This window comes from Streptomyces abikoensis, from assembly GCF_014648775.1.
GTDB classification, from domain to species: domain Bacteria; phylum Actinomycetota; class Actinomycetes; order Streptomycetales; family Streptomycetaceae; genus Streptomyces; species Streptomyces abikoensis.
Genome location: NZ_BMRT01000003.1, coordinates 582,422 through 598,296, shown reverse-complemented (window position 1 = coordinate 598,296; position 15,875 = coordinate 582,422). Strand labels below are relative to the sequence as shown.

The following is a 15,875-nucleotide window of genomic DNA, read 5'->3' as shown; positions in this document are numbered from 1 at the left end:
CTGAGCCGGCCACCGGATGGGGCCGGGCGCGGCGCGGGACCACTGCCTTCGCTCGAGCACACGTGCCGCGAGCGGATCCCTCCAGGTACGCACGACTCGTGCGCACCCCGCGGAGGGCGGTCGGTTGTGTGGAAGCCGATCGGGCCACCGACCGGGCATCCGCTGGAGTCCTGGAGAGTCGCCTCCAGAAGACACAGCATGAGGTGGGCCGGCCGAATACTCGGCTGGCCTATTAGCACTGTACCCCGGAAAGGCGCATGTGTGTCCGGACAATCCCGTGTCCGGATCGGGATGAACTGTCTGACCAGGGGGTTCGCCGTGTCGCATGGCGGGCTATCGTTCGCTGCATGGAGACGCCCGACACACCCGAGAACGCCACCGAGCCCACCGGAATCGCCGCCCAGGACTGGGCCACGGCCTCCGCCGACCCGCGGTACCGGGCGGCCGTCGTGGATCTGCTCGGCGCCCTCGCCTACGGTGAGCTGGCCGCCTTCGAGCGGCTGGCGGAGGACGCCGCGCTCGCGCCCAGCCTGGACGACAAGGCCGCGCTGGCCAAGATGGCCGCGGCCGAGTTCCAGCACTTCCAGCGGCTGCGGGACCGCCTGGAGGCGATCGACGCGCCGCCGACCCCCGCGATGGAGCCCTTCGCCGCCGGCGTGGACGAGTTCCACCGGCTGACCGCGCCCTCGGACTGGCTGGAGGGCCTGGTCAAGGCGTATGTGGGCGATTCCATCGCCAGTGACTTCTACCGCGAGGTGGCGGCGCGGCTGGACTCCGACACCCGGGCGCTGGTGCTGGCCGTGCTCGACGACACGGGCCACGCCTCGTTCGCGGTCGAGAAGGTGCGGGCGGCCATCGAGGCCGACCCCCGCGTGGGCGGGCGGCTCGCGCTCTGGGCGCGCCGGCTGATGGGCGAGGCGCTCTCGCAGGCGCAGCGCGTGGTCGCCGACCGTGACGCCCTGTCGACGATGCTCGTGGGCGGGGTGGCCGACGGCTTCGATCTGGCCGAGGTCGGGAAGATGTTCTCCCGGATCACCGAGGCGCACACCAAGCGCATGGCCGCGCTGGGCCTGGCGGCATAACAGGCGCCGGAGCAGCGGGACGGTCAACGCTCACCACCGGTATCCCGTCGCGGTGCCGCGGTCGTCAGGCCGTGGCCGAGCGGCGGGGCCGGCCGGTGGGGCGCAGCAGCAGCGAGAGCAGCGCGACGCAGACGCCCAGGGAGACGCCCAGCGTGGCGAGGGTGTGGCCCGGGCCCAGCACGGAATGGCCCAGCAGGGCGCCGAAGAGGGCCGCGCCCGGCCCGGTGGACAGGGCCAGGCCCCGGGAACGGATCTGCCCGAAGCGCGCGGGAAGCCAGCGCAGGGCCGCGTAGGAGACGGCGAGGCCGATGAGGACCGAGCCGAGCGCTTCCCAGAGGATCATGCTCAATACCCTCCCAGTGAGGTGGCCGAGAAGCGGGGTGCAAATCGGTCGTAGCGGTCTTACCCCGGGTCCGCCCCGGGCAACCCTCGGCGACGGCCCCGGTACGCCCCCCGGATACGAACAACAGCCCGGCCCCGTACCTGATACGAACAACGGCGGGGCCCCGGTGAATTCCACACCGGGGCCCCGCCGTTCGCATTCCGCCGGGCAGCGGGTCACATCGCGCCGAAGCCGACCTTACGGGTCGTCGGCTCGCCGATCTCCACGTACGCCAGGCGGTCGGCCGGCACCAGGACCTTGCGGCCACGGTCGTCCGTCAGGCTCAGCAGCGCGGACTTGCCGGCGAGCGCCTCGGCCACCATGCGCTCGACTTCTTCGGCAGCCAGCCCGCTCTCCAGAACGATCTCGCGGGGCGCGTGCTGCACGCCGATCTTGACCTCCACGGTCTGTCCCTCCGAAGGTTGGGGTCCCCCATGGCTGAGCCCAGGGGAGGGGTGCGCGGACCAGCCGCGCCGTACGTTGCAAACATTAGCCCGGTACGGGCGGTCCGCCGGGCCCCGTTCGCACGCTCGCAGCGAACACATGGGACACGCCCGGCCGCGGGGTGCGGCGCGGTGGCCGGACGCCGGCCGGGGCTACTCGGGCGCGACCTTGGGGAAGCCCGCGATGCCGCGCCAGGCCAGCGACGTCAGCAGCTGGACGGCCGTCTCGCGCGGCACGGCGCTCTCGCTGGAGAGCCAGTAGCGGGCGACGACCTGGGAGACGCCGCCGAGACCCACGGCCAGCAGCATGGCCTCGTCCTTCGACAGGCCGGTGTCCTCGGCGACGACCTCGCTGATCGCCTCCGCGCACTCCAGCGAGACCCGCTCGACGCGCTCGCGCACGGCCGGCTCGTTGGTGAGGTCGGATTCGAAGACCAGCCGGAAGGCGCCGCCCTCGTCCTCGACGTAGGCGAAGTAGGCGTCCATGGTGGCCGCCACGCGCAGCTTGTTCTCGTTGGTGGAGGCGAGCGCCGTGCGGACCGCCTGGAGCAGGTTCTCGCAGTGCTGGTCCAGCAGGGCCAGGTAGAGGTCCAGCTTGCCCGGGAAGTGCTGGTAGAGGACCGGCTTGCTCACGCCCGCGCGCTCGGCGATGTCGTCCATCGCGGCGGCGTGGTACCCCTGGGCCACGAAGACCTCCTGGGCCGCGCCCAGGAGCTGATTGCGTCGGGCTCGGCGCGGCAGGCGTGTGCCCCGCGGGCGCGCCTCGGTCTGCTCGATGGCTGTCACGCCGCCTCCCATGTCGTTTTCTGTGCTCCCCCCGGCGGCAGCCGGGAGGTGCCCGGTGTGCACGCGCCCGCCATCGTACTTTTGGGTAACCGGAGCGTGCGCGGTCGGAGCGGAGAATTTCATGGACCGGACGCTGTGGGAAATCGACAAATCGCCGATTATCGGCACAGGTGCCCCGCGGGTCAGCGGTAGTCGTCCTCGTCCAGCTCCACCACCCGGGCCTGTTCCGCGCGGTCCGCCTCGTTCGCCGCGGCCGGGTCGACGTGCGTCAGCGGGTCGTCCTCGTGCGGGGACAGGTCCGCGTGCTGCTCGGCGGCGTCCGCCTCCGGGGTCTCCGCGTCGAACTCCATGGCGACCTCCTCTTCGTCTGCTTCTTCGAAGGTGTCCGGGTCGGTCGGGTCGACAGGCATGAGCGGGATCCCTTCCGGTATCCGGTGTGAGCGCCCCTCTTACTCCTTGATACTCCCTGTTGGGCAGCCTAGGAGAGAGTGCCCCGCACCGCCAGGCGATCTGTGACCCCCGCCACAAGGGCCCCGGCGTGATCGTCTCGTAACATTGCCCGCATGTCATCGACCGAGTCGCCGGACACCGGTGCCGTCCCCGTCGTGCCGCCCACGCGGTCCTCGCGGGTCAGCCCGGGGGAGGTGCTGCGCACGGTGGCCCTGCCCGGGGTCACGCTGACCGTCCGCGCCCGCCCGCCCGTCCGCGCCGGCCTGGCCCCCGCGCTCTTCGTCCACGGGCTCGGCGGCTCCTCGCAGAACTGGTCCGAGCTGATGGACCGGCTCGCCGACACCGTCGACGGCGAGGCCCTCGACCTGCCGGGCTTCGGTGACGCGCCCCCGCCGGAGGACGGCGACTACTCCATCACGGGGTACGCCCGCGCGGTCATCCGCCACCTCGACGCCGGCGGTCGCGGCCCCGTCCACCTGTTCGGCAATTCGATGGGCGGCGCCGTCGCCACCCGCGTCGCAGCCGTCCGGCCCGACCTCGTCCGCACGCTCACCCTCGTCTCGCCCGCCCTGCCCGAGCTGCGCCCCCAGCGCACGGCGGTGCCCACCGGGCTGCTCGCCGTGCCCGGTGTCGTCTCCCTCTTCGCCCGGATGACGAAGGAGTGGACGCCCGAGCGCCGCACCCGCGAGGTGCTCGCCCTCTGCTACGGCGACCCGGCCAGGGTGACGCCCGAGGGCTTCGCCCTGGCCGTCGCCGAGTACGAGCGGCGCCTGGAGCTCCCCTACTTCTGGGACGTCATGGCCCGTTCGGCGCGCGGCATCGTCGACGCGTACACGCTCGGCGGACAGCATTCGCTGTGGCGTCAGGCGGAGAAGGTCCTTGCCCCTACTCTGCTCGTGTACGGAGTGCGCGATCAGCTCGTGTCCATCCGCATGGCCCGCCGCGCGAGCAAGGCTTTCCGCGACTCGCGGCTGCTGACGCTTCTCGAGGCGGGGCATGTCGCGATGATGGAGGACCCGGACACGGTGGCTCGCGCCTTCCGGGAACTGCTCGCGGACACCGCCACGACACCGACACCGGAACGGAGCGCCCCGCCCCGTGGGTAAACACAGCGCACGCGCCGACCGGCCCCCCTACGGGGGCGCCGCGGGCGCGGCCCCCGGCTCGGGCCGCCGCCGTACCGAGGGCGGGCCCGGCCCCGCGGCCTCGCTGCCCGACGCCGGGCAGCCCGTGCCCGGCCCCGGCCCGGGGCGCCGGCGCGGTACCGCCTCCGGCAGGGAGGCCGCGGAGCTCGCCGCCGATTTCGACGCGGGCTTCGACCGCGAGTACGACGCCGGCTACCACGCGGGCTACAGCTCGGGCTTCACCCCGCAGGCGGCGGCCGAGCCGCGCGAGCCGGTGCTGGGCTGGGGCGTCATCGGCGCCCAGCGCGCCCAGGCGGCCCCCGGCGCGGCCGGGCCCGCCGCCCCGCCGGCCGGGTTCACCCGCTACACCACGGGATACGCGACCGACGACGCCCTCCACGGTGACCCGCTCCGCACGGTCCCGGCCCCCGCCTCCGCACCGTCGGCCGATGCCGCTCCGCCCGTGACGCCCGTCCCGCCCCGGCCCCGCCGTGAGGGCGGGCGCGCGGCGGCCCGCGGCGCCGGGGCCCGCGGCGGACGCGGGCGGACGGTGATCGGCGTCGCGGCGGCCGTGGTGACAGCCGTCCTCGCGGTGACGGTGACCACCCAGCTGCGCGACGGCGGGGACGACGCGGCACGGGCGCGCGCCGCGGACGTCGGCAAGCGCGTGGACCCCGAGGCGGCCTCGCGCTCCGACAGCAGGCCCACGCCCAAGGGCGGTGCCGAGGTGCCCGCCACGTACGAGCAGAAGATGGCGAAGAAGTACCCGCTGGAGGCCGACGCCGGGGCCTCGGGTGAATTCGTGACCGTGGCGGGCCATGACAAGGCCCCCGGTAAGGGTGATGTTCTCCGGTACCGCGTTGACGTGGAGAAGGGGCTGCCGTTCGACGGCTCGCTCTTCGCCACCGCCGTCCACCGCACCCTCAACGACGACCGCAGCTGGGGCCACGGCGGCAAGCGCACCTTCGAACGCGTCTCCTCCGGCGACGCCGACTTCGTCGTCACCCTCGCCAGCCCGAAGACGACGGCCGCCTGGTGCGCCAAGTCCGGCCTGGACACCACGGAGGACAACGTCTCCTGCGACTCGGCCGCGACCGACCGGGTGATGATCAACGCCTATCGCTGGGCGCAGGGCTCGCAGACCTTCGGCGACCGGATGCACGAGTACCGGCAGATGCTGATCAACCACGAGGTCGGCCACCGCCTCGGCCACGACCACGAGACCTGCCCCAAGGAGGGCGCGCTCGCGCCCGTGATGATGCAGCAGACCAAGTTCCTCACGACCGACGGGAAGACCTGCCGCCCCAACGCCTGGCCCTTCCCCGGGTCCGATTCCTGAGACATCCGGTCTCGCGACCTGAGACACCTTTGCGGCGGGGCGAAAATTCGTTCAGTCTTCTCGGCATGTCGTCCCGCCCCGCCTTCGAGAACGCCGCCTTCGAGCTGGCGCTGATCGGCGTGGCCGCGCACTCCGTCGCCGACATTCACTGTCGCTGAACGACCCGTTCCGGCATCTCCCCGCGTACTTCCGCGCGCCTTCACGCGTCGCGTCCGCCGGGGGCGGTACGGGCGCTTCCGCGCGCTCCTCTCACCACCGCCTTCCGCCGAACGCGTTCCGCGCTCTCCTCCCCTCGCATTCCCGCGAAAGGCCTGACCAGTCATGCGTCAACTGTCCGTCATATCCCGCCGCGTGGCCGCGGCCGCCGTCAGCGTGGTCCTGATCGGCGGCGCGGCGGCGTGCGGCCCCAAGGAGAGCGGCGGTGACTCCGCCGGCGGCGGCGCCGACGGCGCGCCCAAGAAGGGCGGCACGCTCACGGTCCTCAACAGAGCGCCGCAGAAGCAGTTCGACCCCGCCCGCCTCTACACCTCCGGCGGCGGCAACATCCCCTCGCTCGTCTACCGCACCCTCACCACCCGCAACCGTGAGAACGGCGCCGAGGGCACCAAGGTCGTCCCCGACCTCGCCACCGACACCGGCACCGCGAGCGACGACGCGAAGACGTGGACGTACAAGCTCAAGGACGGGCTGAAGTACGAGGACGGCACGCCCATCACCTCCGCCGACGTCAAGTACGGCGTCGAGCGCTCCTTCGCCCCCGAACTCTCCGGCGGCGCCCCCTACTTGCGCGACTGGCTCATCGGCGGCGACACCTACCAGGGCCCGTACAAAGAGAACAAGGGCCTCGACTCCATCGAGACCCCCGACGCGAAGACCATCGTCTTCAAGCTGAAGAAGTCCGAGGGCGACTTCCCCTACTTCGCGACCTCCACCCAGTTCGCCCCCGTGCCCAAGGCCAAGGACACCGGCGCCAAGTACGCCGAGCACCCCGTCTCCTCCGGCCCGTACAAGGTCGTGAAGAACACCAACGACGGCGAGCAGATGGTCCTGGAGCGCAACCCCAACTGGTCCGAGGAGACCGACAAGGAGCGCCACGCCTACCCCGACCGCATCGAGGTCAAGTCCGGCCTCGCCCCGGCGGTCATCAACCAGCGGCTCTCCGCCGGCCAGGGCGCCGACGCGGCCGCCGTGACCACCGACACCAACCTCGGCCCCGCCGAGCTCGCCCAGGTCACCGGCGACAAGAAGCTGGCCGCCCGCGTCGGCACCGGCCACTTCGGCTACACCAACTACCTGGCCTTCAACCCCAAGGCCAAGCCCTTCGACGACCCGAAGGTGCGCGAGGCCATCGCCTACGCCGTCAACCGCACCAGCGTCGTCAACGCCGCCGGCGGCTCCGCGCTGGCCGAGCCCGCGACCACCTTCCTGCCCAACCAGAAGTCCTTCGGCTTCACCCCCTACGACCCCTTCCCGGCCGGCGCCACCGGCAACGCCGCGAAGGCCAAGGAGCTGCTGAAGGAGGCCGGTCACCCGGACGGCCTGGACATCACGCTGACCCACTCCACCGCCCAGAACTTCGAGACCAGCCCGGAGATCGCCACCGCGCTCCAGGCCGCCCTCAAGGAGGCCGGCATCCGGGTCAAGCTGGAGGGCCTGGAGGAGAACGACTACGACGAGAAGACCCACAGCGTCGACAAGCAGCCCGATCTCTTCCTCGCCCACTGGGGTGCCGACTGGCCCTCCGGCGGCCCCTTCCTCGCCCCGATCTTCGACGGCCGGCAGATCGTCAAGGACGGCGCCAACTTCAACGCCTCCCGCCTCGACGACTCCGCGGTCAACAACGAGATCGACGAGATCAACAAGATCACCGACCATGACGCCGCCGCCAAGCGCTGGGGCGCCCTGGACCAGAGGATCGGCGCCCAGGCCCTGACCGTGCCGCTCTTCCACCCGGTCTACAAGCGCCTCGTCGGCAAGGACGTCAAGAACGTCGTCATCAGCGACTGGACCGGTGTCCTCGACGTCTCCCAGGTCGCCGTCAAGTGACCACGGAACTGATCACCACCCAGGAGCCGGAGGCGGGAGCCGCTCCCGCCTCCGGCGCCCGGCAGGTGTGGCGGCGGCTGCGCGCGCGCAAGTCCGCGCTCGCGGCCGCCGCCGTGCTGGGCCTGCTCGTCCTCCTCGCCCTCGGCGCGCCCCTGCTGGCCGCCCTGGAGGGCCAGGACGCCAACAGCTACCACGACACCCTCGTCGACTCCGCCCGCGGCGGCGTCCCGCTCGGGTCCTTCGGCGGCATCGGTGCCGAGCACTGGCTGGGCGTCGAACCCGGCACCGGCCGCGACCTGTTCGTCCGCCTCCTGTTCGGCGCCCGCGTCTCGCTGCTCGTCGGCGTCGGCGCCACGCTCGTCCAGGTGCTCCTCGGCCTCGCCGTGGGCCTCGCGGCCGCGCTCGGCGGCCGCGCCGTCGAGAGCGCGCTCGGCCACCTCACCGACGTCATGGTGGCCATGCCCCTGCTGGTCTTCGCCATCGCCCTGATGGCCGTCGTCCCGGCCGACTTCCCCCGGCCCGTGCTGCTCGTCGTCGCCATCGGGCTGCTCAACTGGGGCGGCATGGCCCGGCTCGTCCGCGCCCAGGCCCTGGGCCTGACCAAGCTCGACTTCGTCTCGGCCGCCCGGCTCACCGGCGCCTCCCGGCGCCGCGTCGCCCGCCGGGAACTGCTGCCCTCCCTCGCCGCCCCCGTGATCACCTACGCGGCCGTGCTGCTGCCGGCCAACATCGTCATCGAGGCGAGCATGTCCTTCCTCGGCGTCGGCGTGAAGCCGCCCACCCCCTCCTGGGGACAGATGCTCTCCACGGCCACCACCTGGTTCCGCGCCGACCCCATGTACGTCCTGCTTCCCGCCCTCATGCTCTTCGTCACCACCCTCGCCTTCACCGTCCTCGGCGACGGGCTGCGCACGGCGCTCGACCCGCGCCAGGCGTCCCGGCTCGGCGTCGGCCGCAAGCGGCGCACGACCCGCACGAGCGGCGCGCGGACCCGCACGAGCGGCGCGGGAGGCACCGCATGACCGGCTACTTCCTGCGACGCGCCCTCGGCGCGCTCGCCGTCGTCCTCGTCCTCTCCGCCGTCGTCTACGCGACCTTCTACATCGCCCCCGGCGACCCCGCCCGCCTGGCCTGCGGCCCCCGCTGCAACCCCGAACAGATCCGCCAGGTCCGCGAGCAGCTCTCCCTGAACGACCCGGTGTACGTCCAGTACTGGCACTTCCTCCAGGGCATCGTCAGCGGGCACGACTACTCCACCGGCACCGGCGTCCTCCACTGCCAGGCACCGTGCTTCGGATTGTCGTACCAGAACGACCAGCAGGTCACCGACCTGATCGTCCAGCGGCTGCCCGCCACCGCCTCCCTGGCGACCGGCGCCATGGTCGTCTGGCTGCTGCTCGGCACCGGCACCGGACTGCTGTCCGCGCTCCGCCGCGGCGGCCTCACCGAGCGCGTGCTCACCTGGCTCACGCTCGCCGGCACCGCCACCCCCGTCTTCATCAGCGGCCTCGGCCTGCTGATGCTGTTCTGCGCCTACCTGGAGTGGCTGCCCTTCCCGACGTACGTGCCGCTCGGGGACGACCCCGAGCAGTGGGCCTGGAACATGCTGCTGCCCTGGCTCGCCCTCGGCCTCCTCGAGTCGGCGAAATACGCCCGGCTGACCCGCAGTTCCATGCTGGAGACGCTGGCGGAGGACCACATCCGCACCTTCCGCGCCTACGGGGCCACCGAGCGCTCCCTGATCGCCCGGCACGCCCTGCGCGGCGCCGTCGCCCCCGTCGTCGCGCTCACCGCCGCCGACTTCGGGTCGATGTTCGGCAACGCCATGCTCACCGAGATGATGTTCGGCCTGCCCGGCATCGGACAGCTCCTGGTGAACGCCACCCGCACCATCGACCTGCCGGTCGTCGTCGCCGTCGTGATGGTCACCGGCACCGCCGTCGTGATCGCCAACATCGTGGCGGACCTCCTCTACGCCGCCGCCGACCGAAGGGTGGTGCTGCGATGACGACCGTTACCGACACGCCCCTCGTCGTCGTGGACGATCTGTCCGTCCGCTTCCCCACCGGCACGGGCGACGGCGTCGTCCGGGCCGTCTCCGGGCTCTCCTTCACGCTCGCCCCCGGCGGCGCCCTCGCCGTCGTCGGCGAGTCCGGCTCCGGCAAGTCCACCGCCGCCTACGCCCTCCTCGGCCTCCACCGGGGCACCGGCGCCGAGGTCACCGGCACCGTGCGCGTCGCCGGGCAGGACGTCCAGGCCGCCGACGACGCCGCCCTGCGGAAGCTGCGCGGCGGCACCGCGGCCATGGTCTTCCAGGACCCGCTGTCCTCGCTCGACCCGTACCAGGCCATCGGCGACCAGATCGCCGAGGTCCACCGGCTCCACCACCCGGGCGCCGGCCGCCGCGCCTCCCGCGCCCGCGCCGTGGAGGTCCTCGACCGCGTCGGCATCCCCGACGCCGCCCGGCGCGCCCGCTCCCGCCCGCACGAGTTCAGCGGCGGCATGCGCCAGCGAGCCCTCATCGCCATGGCCCTCGCCTGCGACCCCCGGCTCCTCGTCGCCGACGAACCCACCACGGCCCTGGACGTCACCGTCCAGGCCCAGATCCTCGGCCTCCTGCGCGAACTGCGCGAGGAGACGGGCATGGGCCTCATCCTCGTCACCCACGACCTGGGCGTCGCCGCCTCCAGCGTCGACGAGCTGCTGGTGATGAAGGACGGCCGGGCCGTCGAGCACGGCCCGGCGCGCGAGATCCTCGCCCGCCCCCGGGAGGACTACACCCGTGAGCTGTTGGCCGCCGTTCCGCGCGTAAACGTCCGCCGCGAGACCGTCCGCACCCCGAAGGGCGACGACTCCGTCCTGCTCGAAGCCACCGGCCTCCGGCGGGAGTTCGGGCGCGGCAGGAAGACCGTCACCGCCGTCGACGACGTCTCGCTCACCATCCGGGCCGGGGAGACCGTCGGCATCGTCGGCGAATCCGGCAGTGGCAAGACCACTCTCGGCCGGATGCTGGTCCGTCTGCTGGAACCCACCGGCGGCGAGCTGCGCTACGAGGGCCGCGAGATCGGCGGCCTGAAAGACCGTGAGCTGCGCTCCTTCCGCAGCGAGCTCCAGATGGTCTTCCAGGACCCCGTCTCCTCGCTCAACCCGCGCCGCAGCATCGGCGAGTCCATCGCCGACCCGCTGCGGGCCGCCGGACGGCTGGACGACGCCGCGATCGTCGCCCGCGTGAGGGAACTCCTGGAGCGCGTGGGCCTCGACCCCGACGCCTACCACCGCTACCCCCACGAGTTCAGCGGCGGCCAGCGACAGCGCGTGGGCATCGCCCGGGCGCTGGCCCCCGAGCCGAAGCTGATCGTGTGCGACGAGCCCGTCTCCGCGCTCGACGTCACCACGCAGGCGCAGGTCGTGCGGCTGCTGGGCGAGTTGCAGCGCGAGCTCGGACTGGCCGTGGTCTTCATCGCCCACGACCTCGCCGTCGTCCGTCAGGTCAGCGACCGGCTCGTCGTCATGCGCGGCGGCCGGATCGTCGAGGAGGGCCCCGCCGACACCGTCTACGAGCGGCCCCGGCACGCCTACACCCAGGGCCTGCTCGCGGCGGTGCCCCGGCTCGAACCGGCGGAAGCCACCGCATAGCGCGGATCAACGCCGCATCTGGCCGAAAGTCACTTGCGTTCACCCCTTCCGGTGGCGCGACGGACAACCGTCCGCCGCGCCACCGGGAAGCGCGCATAGCGTGCTCCCCGCTGCCGTAACGGCGGTTGCCGACAAGGGAGAACGGGGGTGTGTTCGTGCGCGTGGGACTGCTTTCCGAAGGCGGTTACCCATACGCCGCCGGCGAGGGCGGAGAGTGGTGCGACCGCTTGGTGCGCGGGCTCGGCCAGCACGACTTCGAGCTCTACGCGCTGAGCCGGACGGCCCGTCAGGAGGACAGCGGCTGGTACGCGCTGCCCGGCAACGTCCGCCGGGTGAGAGCGGCCCCCCTGTGGGGCGGACCCGCCCCCGGAGCCGGCGGCCGGGCCTACGGCGCGTACGGGCGCGACCAGCGACGGCGGTTCACCGCGCACTTCGGGGACCTCGCGGCGGCCATCACCCTCCCGGGAGATCAGGCGTACCGTTTCGCCGACGGCCTGGGCGGCCTCGCCGACCTCGCCCGCGAGGAAGGCGGCCTCGCGGCGGCCCTCCGCTCCGAACTGGCCCTGCGCGCCCTGGAGACCGCCTGCCGCGCACCCGGCGCCCACCCCGCCGCCTACGGCACCCGCGTCACCGACCTCCTCGTCGTCTCCGGACTGATCGAGCGCGCCCTGCGCCCGCTCTCCCTCGACTGGTACGGCACCGCCGACGGCGACCGCGGCCTGGCCGCCGTCGACCTGTGCCACGCCACCTCCGCCGGCTCCGCCGCCCTCCCGGGCCTCCTGGCCAAACGCTTCTTCGGTACCCCCCTGCTCGTCACCGAGTACGAGATCGGACTGCGCGAGTACTACCTGGCCTCCGCCCCCGCCGACCTCTCCCCGTCCGTCCGCACCCTCCTCTCCGCCTTCCACCGCCGCCTCACCGCGCTGATCTACTCCGAGGCCGCCGTGATCACCGCCGGAGACGGCCAGGGCCGCCGCTGGCAGGAGCGCTGCGGCGCCGACCGCTCCCGGCTGCGCACCGTCCACCCCGGCATGGACGCCAGCCTCTACGAGGCCGTCGGCGAGGGCGACGAGAGCGCCGCGCTCCGCACCGGCGGCCCGCCCACGCTGGTGTGGGTCGGCGGCGGGACCGAACCCCACCTGTGGGAGGCCCTCGCCACCCTCCGCGCCTCCGAACCGGAGCTGCGGCTCAGAGTGGTCGGGGTGCCACCGGATACCGACACCACCCCGGAAGGCGTCTCCTTCGGGCCCGCCTGCGGCCCCGAGGACTACGCGGCGGGCAGCGTCGTCCTCCTCTCCGGAGCCGTCGACGGTTTCCCCACCGCCCTGGCCGAGGCGATGTTCTGCGCCCGCGCCACGGTCTCCCCGGACGTCGGCGCCGTCCGCGAAGTCATCGGCGGCACGGGCCTGGTCGTCCCCCCGCGCGACCCGGCCGCCCTCGCCGCCGCGTGCCTGGCGCTGCTGGGCGACCCCGAGCGCCGCGCCCGGCTGGGCGCCGCCGCCCGCGCCCGCGCGCTGGAGCTCTTCACCGTCGAGCAGAACGTCGCCGGGTTCGGGGCGATCTACCTGGAGGTCCTCTCCCGCGCCCCCGTCCACCTCGGCAACCCCGACCCGTCCGTCCCCTTCTCCCACGCGGCGGCCCCCCTCTCCGCGACCTCCCGCACGGCCTCACCGACCTGGGCGGGCCGCCGATGACGACGTCGATAACTGAAGACCAGTTGTGGGCAGGCGTTCCGCAGGGCGATGGGGGTACCTCCCATGCCGTTCAGGCTATGGGGGAGGGTGGGCACAACCCACCCACGGACCCGCACGGGCAAGCGGACCCGGTGAAGGTACTGCTGGTGCGCCACCACAGGCTGTGCGCCAGAGCGGTGGACCCACTGGAGATCGCCGCCGGCCTGGAGGCCCGCGGCATCTGCGACCGCGTCGCGTCCACGGACTACCGCCACCGCGACGTCTTCTCCCTGGCGGAGGAACTCCACGCGAGAGCGGAACGCACGGAGAGCGACGTGGCGCTCCACGCCACACCCGGCGAAGGCAAGGGCCACCGCCAAGGCCCGTGCGCCGCCCTGCGCACAGGATGGGGCCCCGCCGGCGCCCTGGCCTGCCTCTGGCTGACCGCCTACGCCCTCGTGGGCGACCCGCTGCTCACCGCGCTGCTCCACGGCCACCGGACCCCGGCCGGCCGGACGGGCCCGCTCCCGGCCGCCCTGGCCGGGGCGGCGCCCACCGCCCTCGCCCTGGCCTGCGCCGCCGCCCCCGCGGCCTGGTGCGCCCACTGGTTCGCGGCCAGGGCGCGCCGGGTGCTCCCGGCCAGCCGGGACCTCGCCGAGTTCGGCAGGCGGACACGGCCCGCCCTGCTGGTGGCGGTGACGCTCTTCCTGGGCGCCCTGCTCGCGTTCCTGTGGCCGGCCCGCTCGGCCGTCCCGGCCGGCCCGCATCCCGTCCTCCACTACCTGGCCGCGGCGGCGCTCGGCCTGCTCCTCTTCCTCGCCGGGCTGCTCACCGCCCACGGGCTGCCCCGGGCGGCCGTCGCCGCCACCCTGGCCGCCGCCGCGGCCGAGGCCCTGCCCCCGCTCACCCTGCTCGCCGCCCGGCTACCGGGCTGCGAAGCCCTGCGCTGGCCCGTCGGCTGGGCGGCCGGGGCCTTCGGCCCCACCGCCCTGTCGCTCGCCGCGTGTGTCCCGCCGGCCCTCGCCCTGCTGGCCCACGCCGTCTCCGCGCTGTCCCGGGCCTCGGTCCACGGACACCGGTGACGTCACCACCCGCCCCACCCCGTCGTCAGGAGAGAGAGCAAGCACGATGACCGTTTCCCCTCCGCGCACCACCGGGCGAGAGCGAGGGCCCGACCGATGAGAGTCCTCCTCCTCGGCGCCAACGGCTACCTCGGCCGCTTCGTGGCCGACCGGCTGCTCGCCGACCCCGCCGTCCAGCTCACCGCCCTGGGCCGGGGCGACGACGCGGACGTCCGCTTCGACCTGGCCTCCGGCAGCCCCGGCGCCCTCACCCGCTTCCTCAACGCCGTCCACCCCGGCGTCGTCATCAACTGCGCGGGCGCCACCCGGGGCGGGGCGCGCGAGCTCACCCGGCACAACACCGTCGCCGTCGCCACCGTCTGCGAGTCGCTGCGCCGCAGCGGCTGCGGCGCCCGGCTGGTGCAGGTGGGGTGCTCCTCCGAATACGGGCCCTCGCAACCCGGCTCGTCCACCGCCGAGGACGCGGTGCCGCGCCCGGGCGGCCCGTACGGGGTGAGCAAGCTCGCCGCCACCGAGCTGGTGCTCGGCTCCGGGCTCGACGCGATCGTGCTGCGGGTCTTCTCCCCGGTGGGGCCCGGCACCCCCGCCGGCTCGCCGCTGGGCCGGCTCGCGGAGGCCATGCGACGGGCGATGCAGAGCGGCGACAACGAGCTGAAGCTCACCGGCCTCGGGGTGCAGCGCGACTTCGTCGACGTCCGCGACATCGCCCGGGCCGTCCACGCCGCCTCCCTCTCCGCCGCCCAGGGCGCCGTCAACATCGGCACCGGCCGTGCCGTGCGGCTCCGCGACGCCGCGACGCTGCTCGCCCGGGTCGCGGGCTTCGGGGGCGCCCTCCACGAGCTGGACGACCCCCACCTGGGCAGCCCGCCCGCGTACCCCTATCCGGACGGCTGCGGCGGTTGGCAGCAGGCCGACGTGCGCACCGCCCGGGACCGCCTGGGCTGGCGGCCGCGCATCGCCCTGGAGGAGTCGCTGGCCGACATCTGGATGGAGGCGGCGTGTCGTATCTGATCTCCCCGGGGTACCGCCGCGCCCTCGCCGCCCGGAAGGCCCCGCTGCGGCTCGCCGTGCCGGGCTTCGCGCATCCGCTGGTGGCCCCCGCCGAGTGGGGCGGCCTCCAGCGGGCGGGCCTCCCGCTGGACTGGGTGGTGATCGGCGGCGGGACACCGGGGGAGCGCACGGCGGGGGAGCCCGACGGCACGAGCGGCGGCCCCGGCTCCCGGCAGGACCCGTACTGGCTGTCCGCCGTCGTCCCGCTGCGCACGTCCGGCGTCCGGGTGCTGGGCCACCTGGACGCCCGGTACGGCGCCCGGTCCTTCGGCGAGCTGCTCTCCGACGCGCAGCGCTACCTCAACTGGTACCGGGTGGACGGCTTCACGCTGGCCCGCTGCCCTGACGACGAGGCCGGGCTCTCCGGCATCCGGCGGATGGCCGGCGCGCTGCGGACCCTCCTCGACGGGGCGTACCTCGTGCTGTCCCACGGCACCCACCCCAGCCCCGGATACGCTGACGTGGGCGACCAGTTGGTGACGTACGCGGGCCCCTGGTCCGGCTACCGCTGGTCCCGGGCCGCCGAGTGGACGGCCGACCATCCGCCCGAGCGCTTCTGCCACCTGGTGCACGGCGTGCCGCGCACGCATCTGGACGAGGCGCTGCGCGTCGCCCGCTGGCAGGGCGCGGGCACCGTCTACTTCACGGACCGCACCGACCGCGACGCCCTGGACCCCTGGGAGTCCCTGCCCGGCTACTGGGACGATTTCGTCTCGCGCATCGGACCTGGTGTCTCGGAATGAGACAGGGCGTGGCAGTGTTACGGGGGAAGAACACACTGT

The 15,875-nt window shown here is 73.7% G+C and carries 16 protein-coding genes; 12 read left to right on the top strand and 4 right to left on the bottom strand.

Translation table 11 applies throughout. The annotated features are described in order from the left end of the window. The first annotated feature begins 347 nt into the window (after window positions 1-347). Window positions 348-1,082 carry a ferritin-like fold-containing protein gene (locus tag IE096_RS12940; RefSeq protein WP_126915901.1) on the top strand — a complete coding sequence of 245 codons (735 nt, stop codon included), beginning with the start codon at window positions 348-350 and terminating at the stop codon, window positions 1,080-1,082. Window positions 1,083-1,146: 64 nt separating this feature from the next. Here IE096_RS12940 and IE096_RS12935 read toward each other — a convergent pair whose 3' ends face one another. The 4 genes from IE096_RS12935 to IE096_RS12920 form a co-directional block, all read right to left on the bottom strand. Beyond that, window positions 1,147-1,425: a hypothetical protein gene (locus IE096_RS12935; protein WP_189451565.1), complete on the bottom strand. Its 279-nt coding sequence runs from the start codon at window positions 1,423-1,425 to the stop codon at window positions 1,147-1,149. Window positions 1,426-1,640: 215 nt separating this feature from the next. Continuing rightward, a complete protein-coding gene (locus IE096_RS12930) occupies window positions 1,641-1,868 on the bottom strand; it encodes a DUF3107 domain-containing protein (protein WP_126915902.1) in 228 nt (75 codons plus the stop codon). Window positions 1,869-2,060: 192 nt separating this feature from the next. Further along, window positions 2,061-2,693, bottom strand: a complete 633-nt coding sequence (locus IE096_RS12925; RefSeq protein WP_189451564.1) for a TetR/AcrR family transcriptional regulator — start codon at window positions 2,691-2,693, stop codon at window positions 2,061-2,063. Window positions 2,694-2,875: 182 nt separating this feature from the next. After that, complete coding sequence (locus IE096_RS12920; RefSeq protein WP_126915904.1) at window positions 2,876-3,103, bottom strand: Rv3202a family protein; 228 nt, start codon at window positions 3,101-3,103, stop codon at window positions 2,876-2,878. A gap of 153 nt (window positions 3,104-3,256) precedes the next feature. Between IE096_RS12920 and IE096_RS12915 the strand changes: the two genes are divergently transcribed. From IE096_RS12915 to IE096_RS12870, 11 genes are all read left to right on the top strand, one after another. Then, window positions 3,257-4,249, top strand: a complete 993-nt coding sequence (locus IE096_RS12915) for an alpha/beta fold hydrolase (protein ID WP_189451563.1) — start codon at window positions 3,257-3,259, stop codon at window positions 4,247-4,249. Continuing rightward, window positions 4,242-5,606: a DUF3152 domain-containing protein gene (locus IE096_RS12910; RefSeq protein ID WP_229820135.1), complete on the top strand. Its 1,365-nt coding sequence runs from the start codon at window positions 4,242-4,244 to the stop codon at window positions 5,604-5,606. The genes IE096_RS12915 and IE096_RS12910 overlap by 8 nt, the downstream gene beginning before the upstream one ends. A 65-nt stretch (window positions 5,607-5,671) precedes the next feature. Next, window positions 5,672-5,764, top strand: coding sequence for an Ms4533A family Cys-rich leader peptide (locus IE096_RS32155; protein ID WP_346429068.1), 93 nt, complete (start codon window positions 5,672-5,674; stop codon window positions 5,762-5,764). Between the two features lie 163 nt (window positions 5,765-5,927). Beyond that, complete coding sequence (locus IE096_RS12905) at window positions 5,928-7,652, top strand: ABC transporter substrate-binding protein (protein ID WP_189451562.1); 1,725 nt, start codon at window positions 5,928-5,930, stop codon at window positions 7,650-7,652. Further along, window positions 7,649-8,674, top strand: a complete 1,026-nt coding sequence (locus IE096_RS12900) for an ABC transporter permease (RefSeq protein ID WP_189451561.1) — start codon at window positions 7,649-7,651, stop codon at window positions 8,672-8,674. The genes IE096_RS12905 and IE096_RS12900 overlap by 4 nt, the downstream gene beginning before the upstream one ends. Continuing rightward, window positions 8,671-9,660 (top strand): ABC transporter permease, encoded by a 990-nt coding sequence (locus tag IE096_RS12895; protein ID WP_189451560.1) that lies wholly within the window; start codon window positions 8,671-8,673, stop codon window positions 9,658-9,660. Before IE096_RS12900 ends, IE096_RS12895 begins: the two co-directional genes overlap by 4 nt. Further along, the gene (locus IE096_RS12890) at window positions 9,657-11,288 is read left to right on the top strand and encodes an ABC transporter ATP-binding protein (protein ID WP_189451559.1); all 1,632 of its coding nucleotides are present in this window, start codon (window positions 9,657-9,659) and stop codon (window positions 11,286-11,288) included. Before IE096_RS12895 ends, IE096_RS12890 begins: the two co-directional genes overlap by 4 nt. A gap of 161 nt (window positions 11,289-11,449) precedes the next feature. Beyond that, complete coding sequence (locus tag IE096_RS12885) at window positions 11,450-12,982, top strand: DUF3492 domain-containing protein (protein ID WP_373298097.1); 1,533 nt, start codon at window positions 11,450-11,452, stop codon at window positions 12,980-12,982. 146 nt (window positions 12,983-13,128) lie between these two features. Then, window positions 13,129-14,043, top strand: coding sequence for a hypothetical protein (locus IE096_RS12880; RefSeq protein ID WP_229820134.1), 915 nt, complete (start codon window positions 13,129-13,131; stop codon window positions 14,041-14,043). Between the two features lie 96 nt (window positions 14,044-14,139). Continuing rightward, window positions 14,140-15,054 (top strand): NAD-dependent epimerase/dehydratase family protein, encoded by a 915-nt coding sequence (locus tag IE096_RS12875; RefSeq protein ID WP_126915910.1) that lies wholly within the window; start codon window positions 14,140-14,142, stop codon window positions 15,052-15,054. After that, a complete protein-coding gene (locus tag IE096_RS12870; protein WP_229820162.1) occupies window positions 15,051-15,836 on the top strand; it encodes a spherulation-specific family 4 protein in 786 nt (261 codons plus the stop codon). Before IE096_RS12875 ends, IE096_RS12870 begins: the two co-directional genes overlap by 4 nt. The last annotated feature ends 39 nt before the right edge of the window (window positions 15,837-15,875 follow it).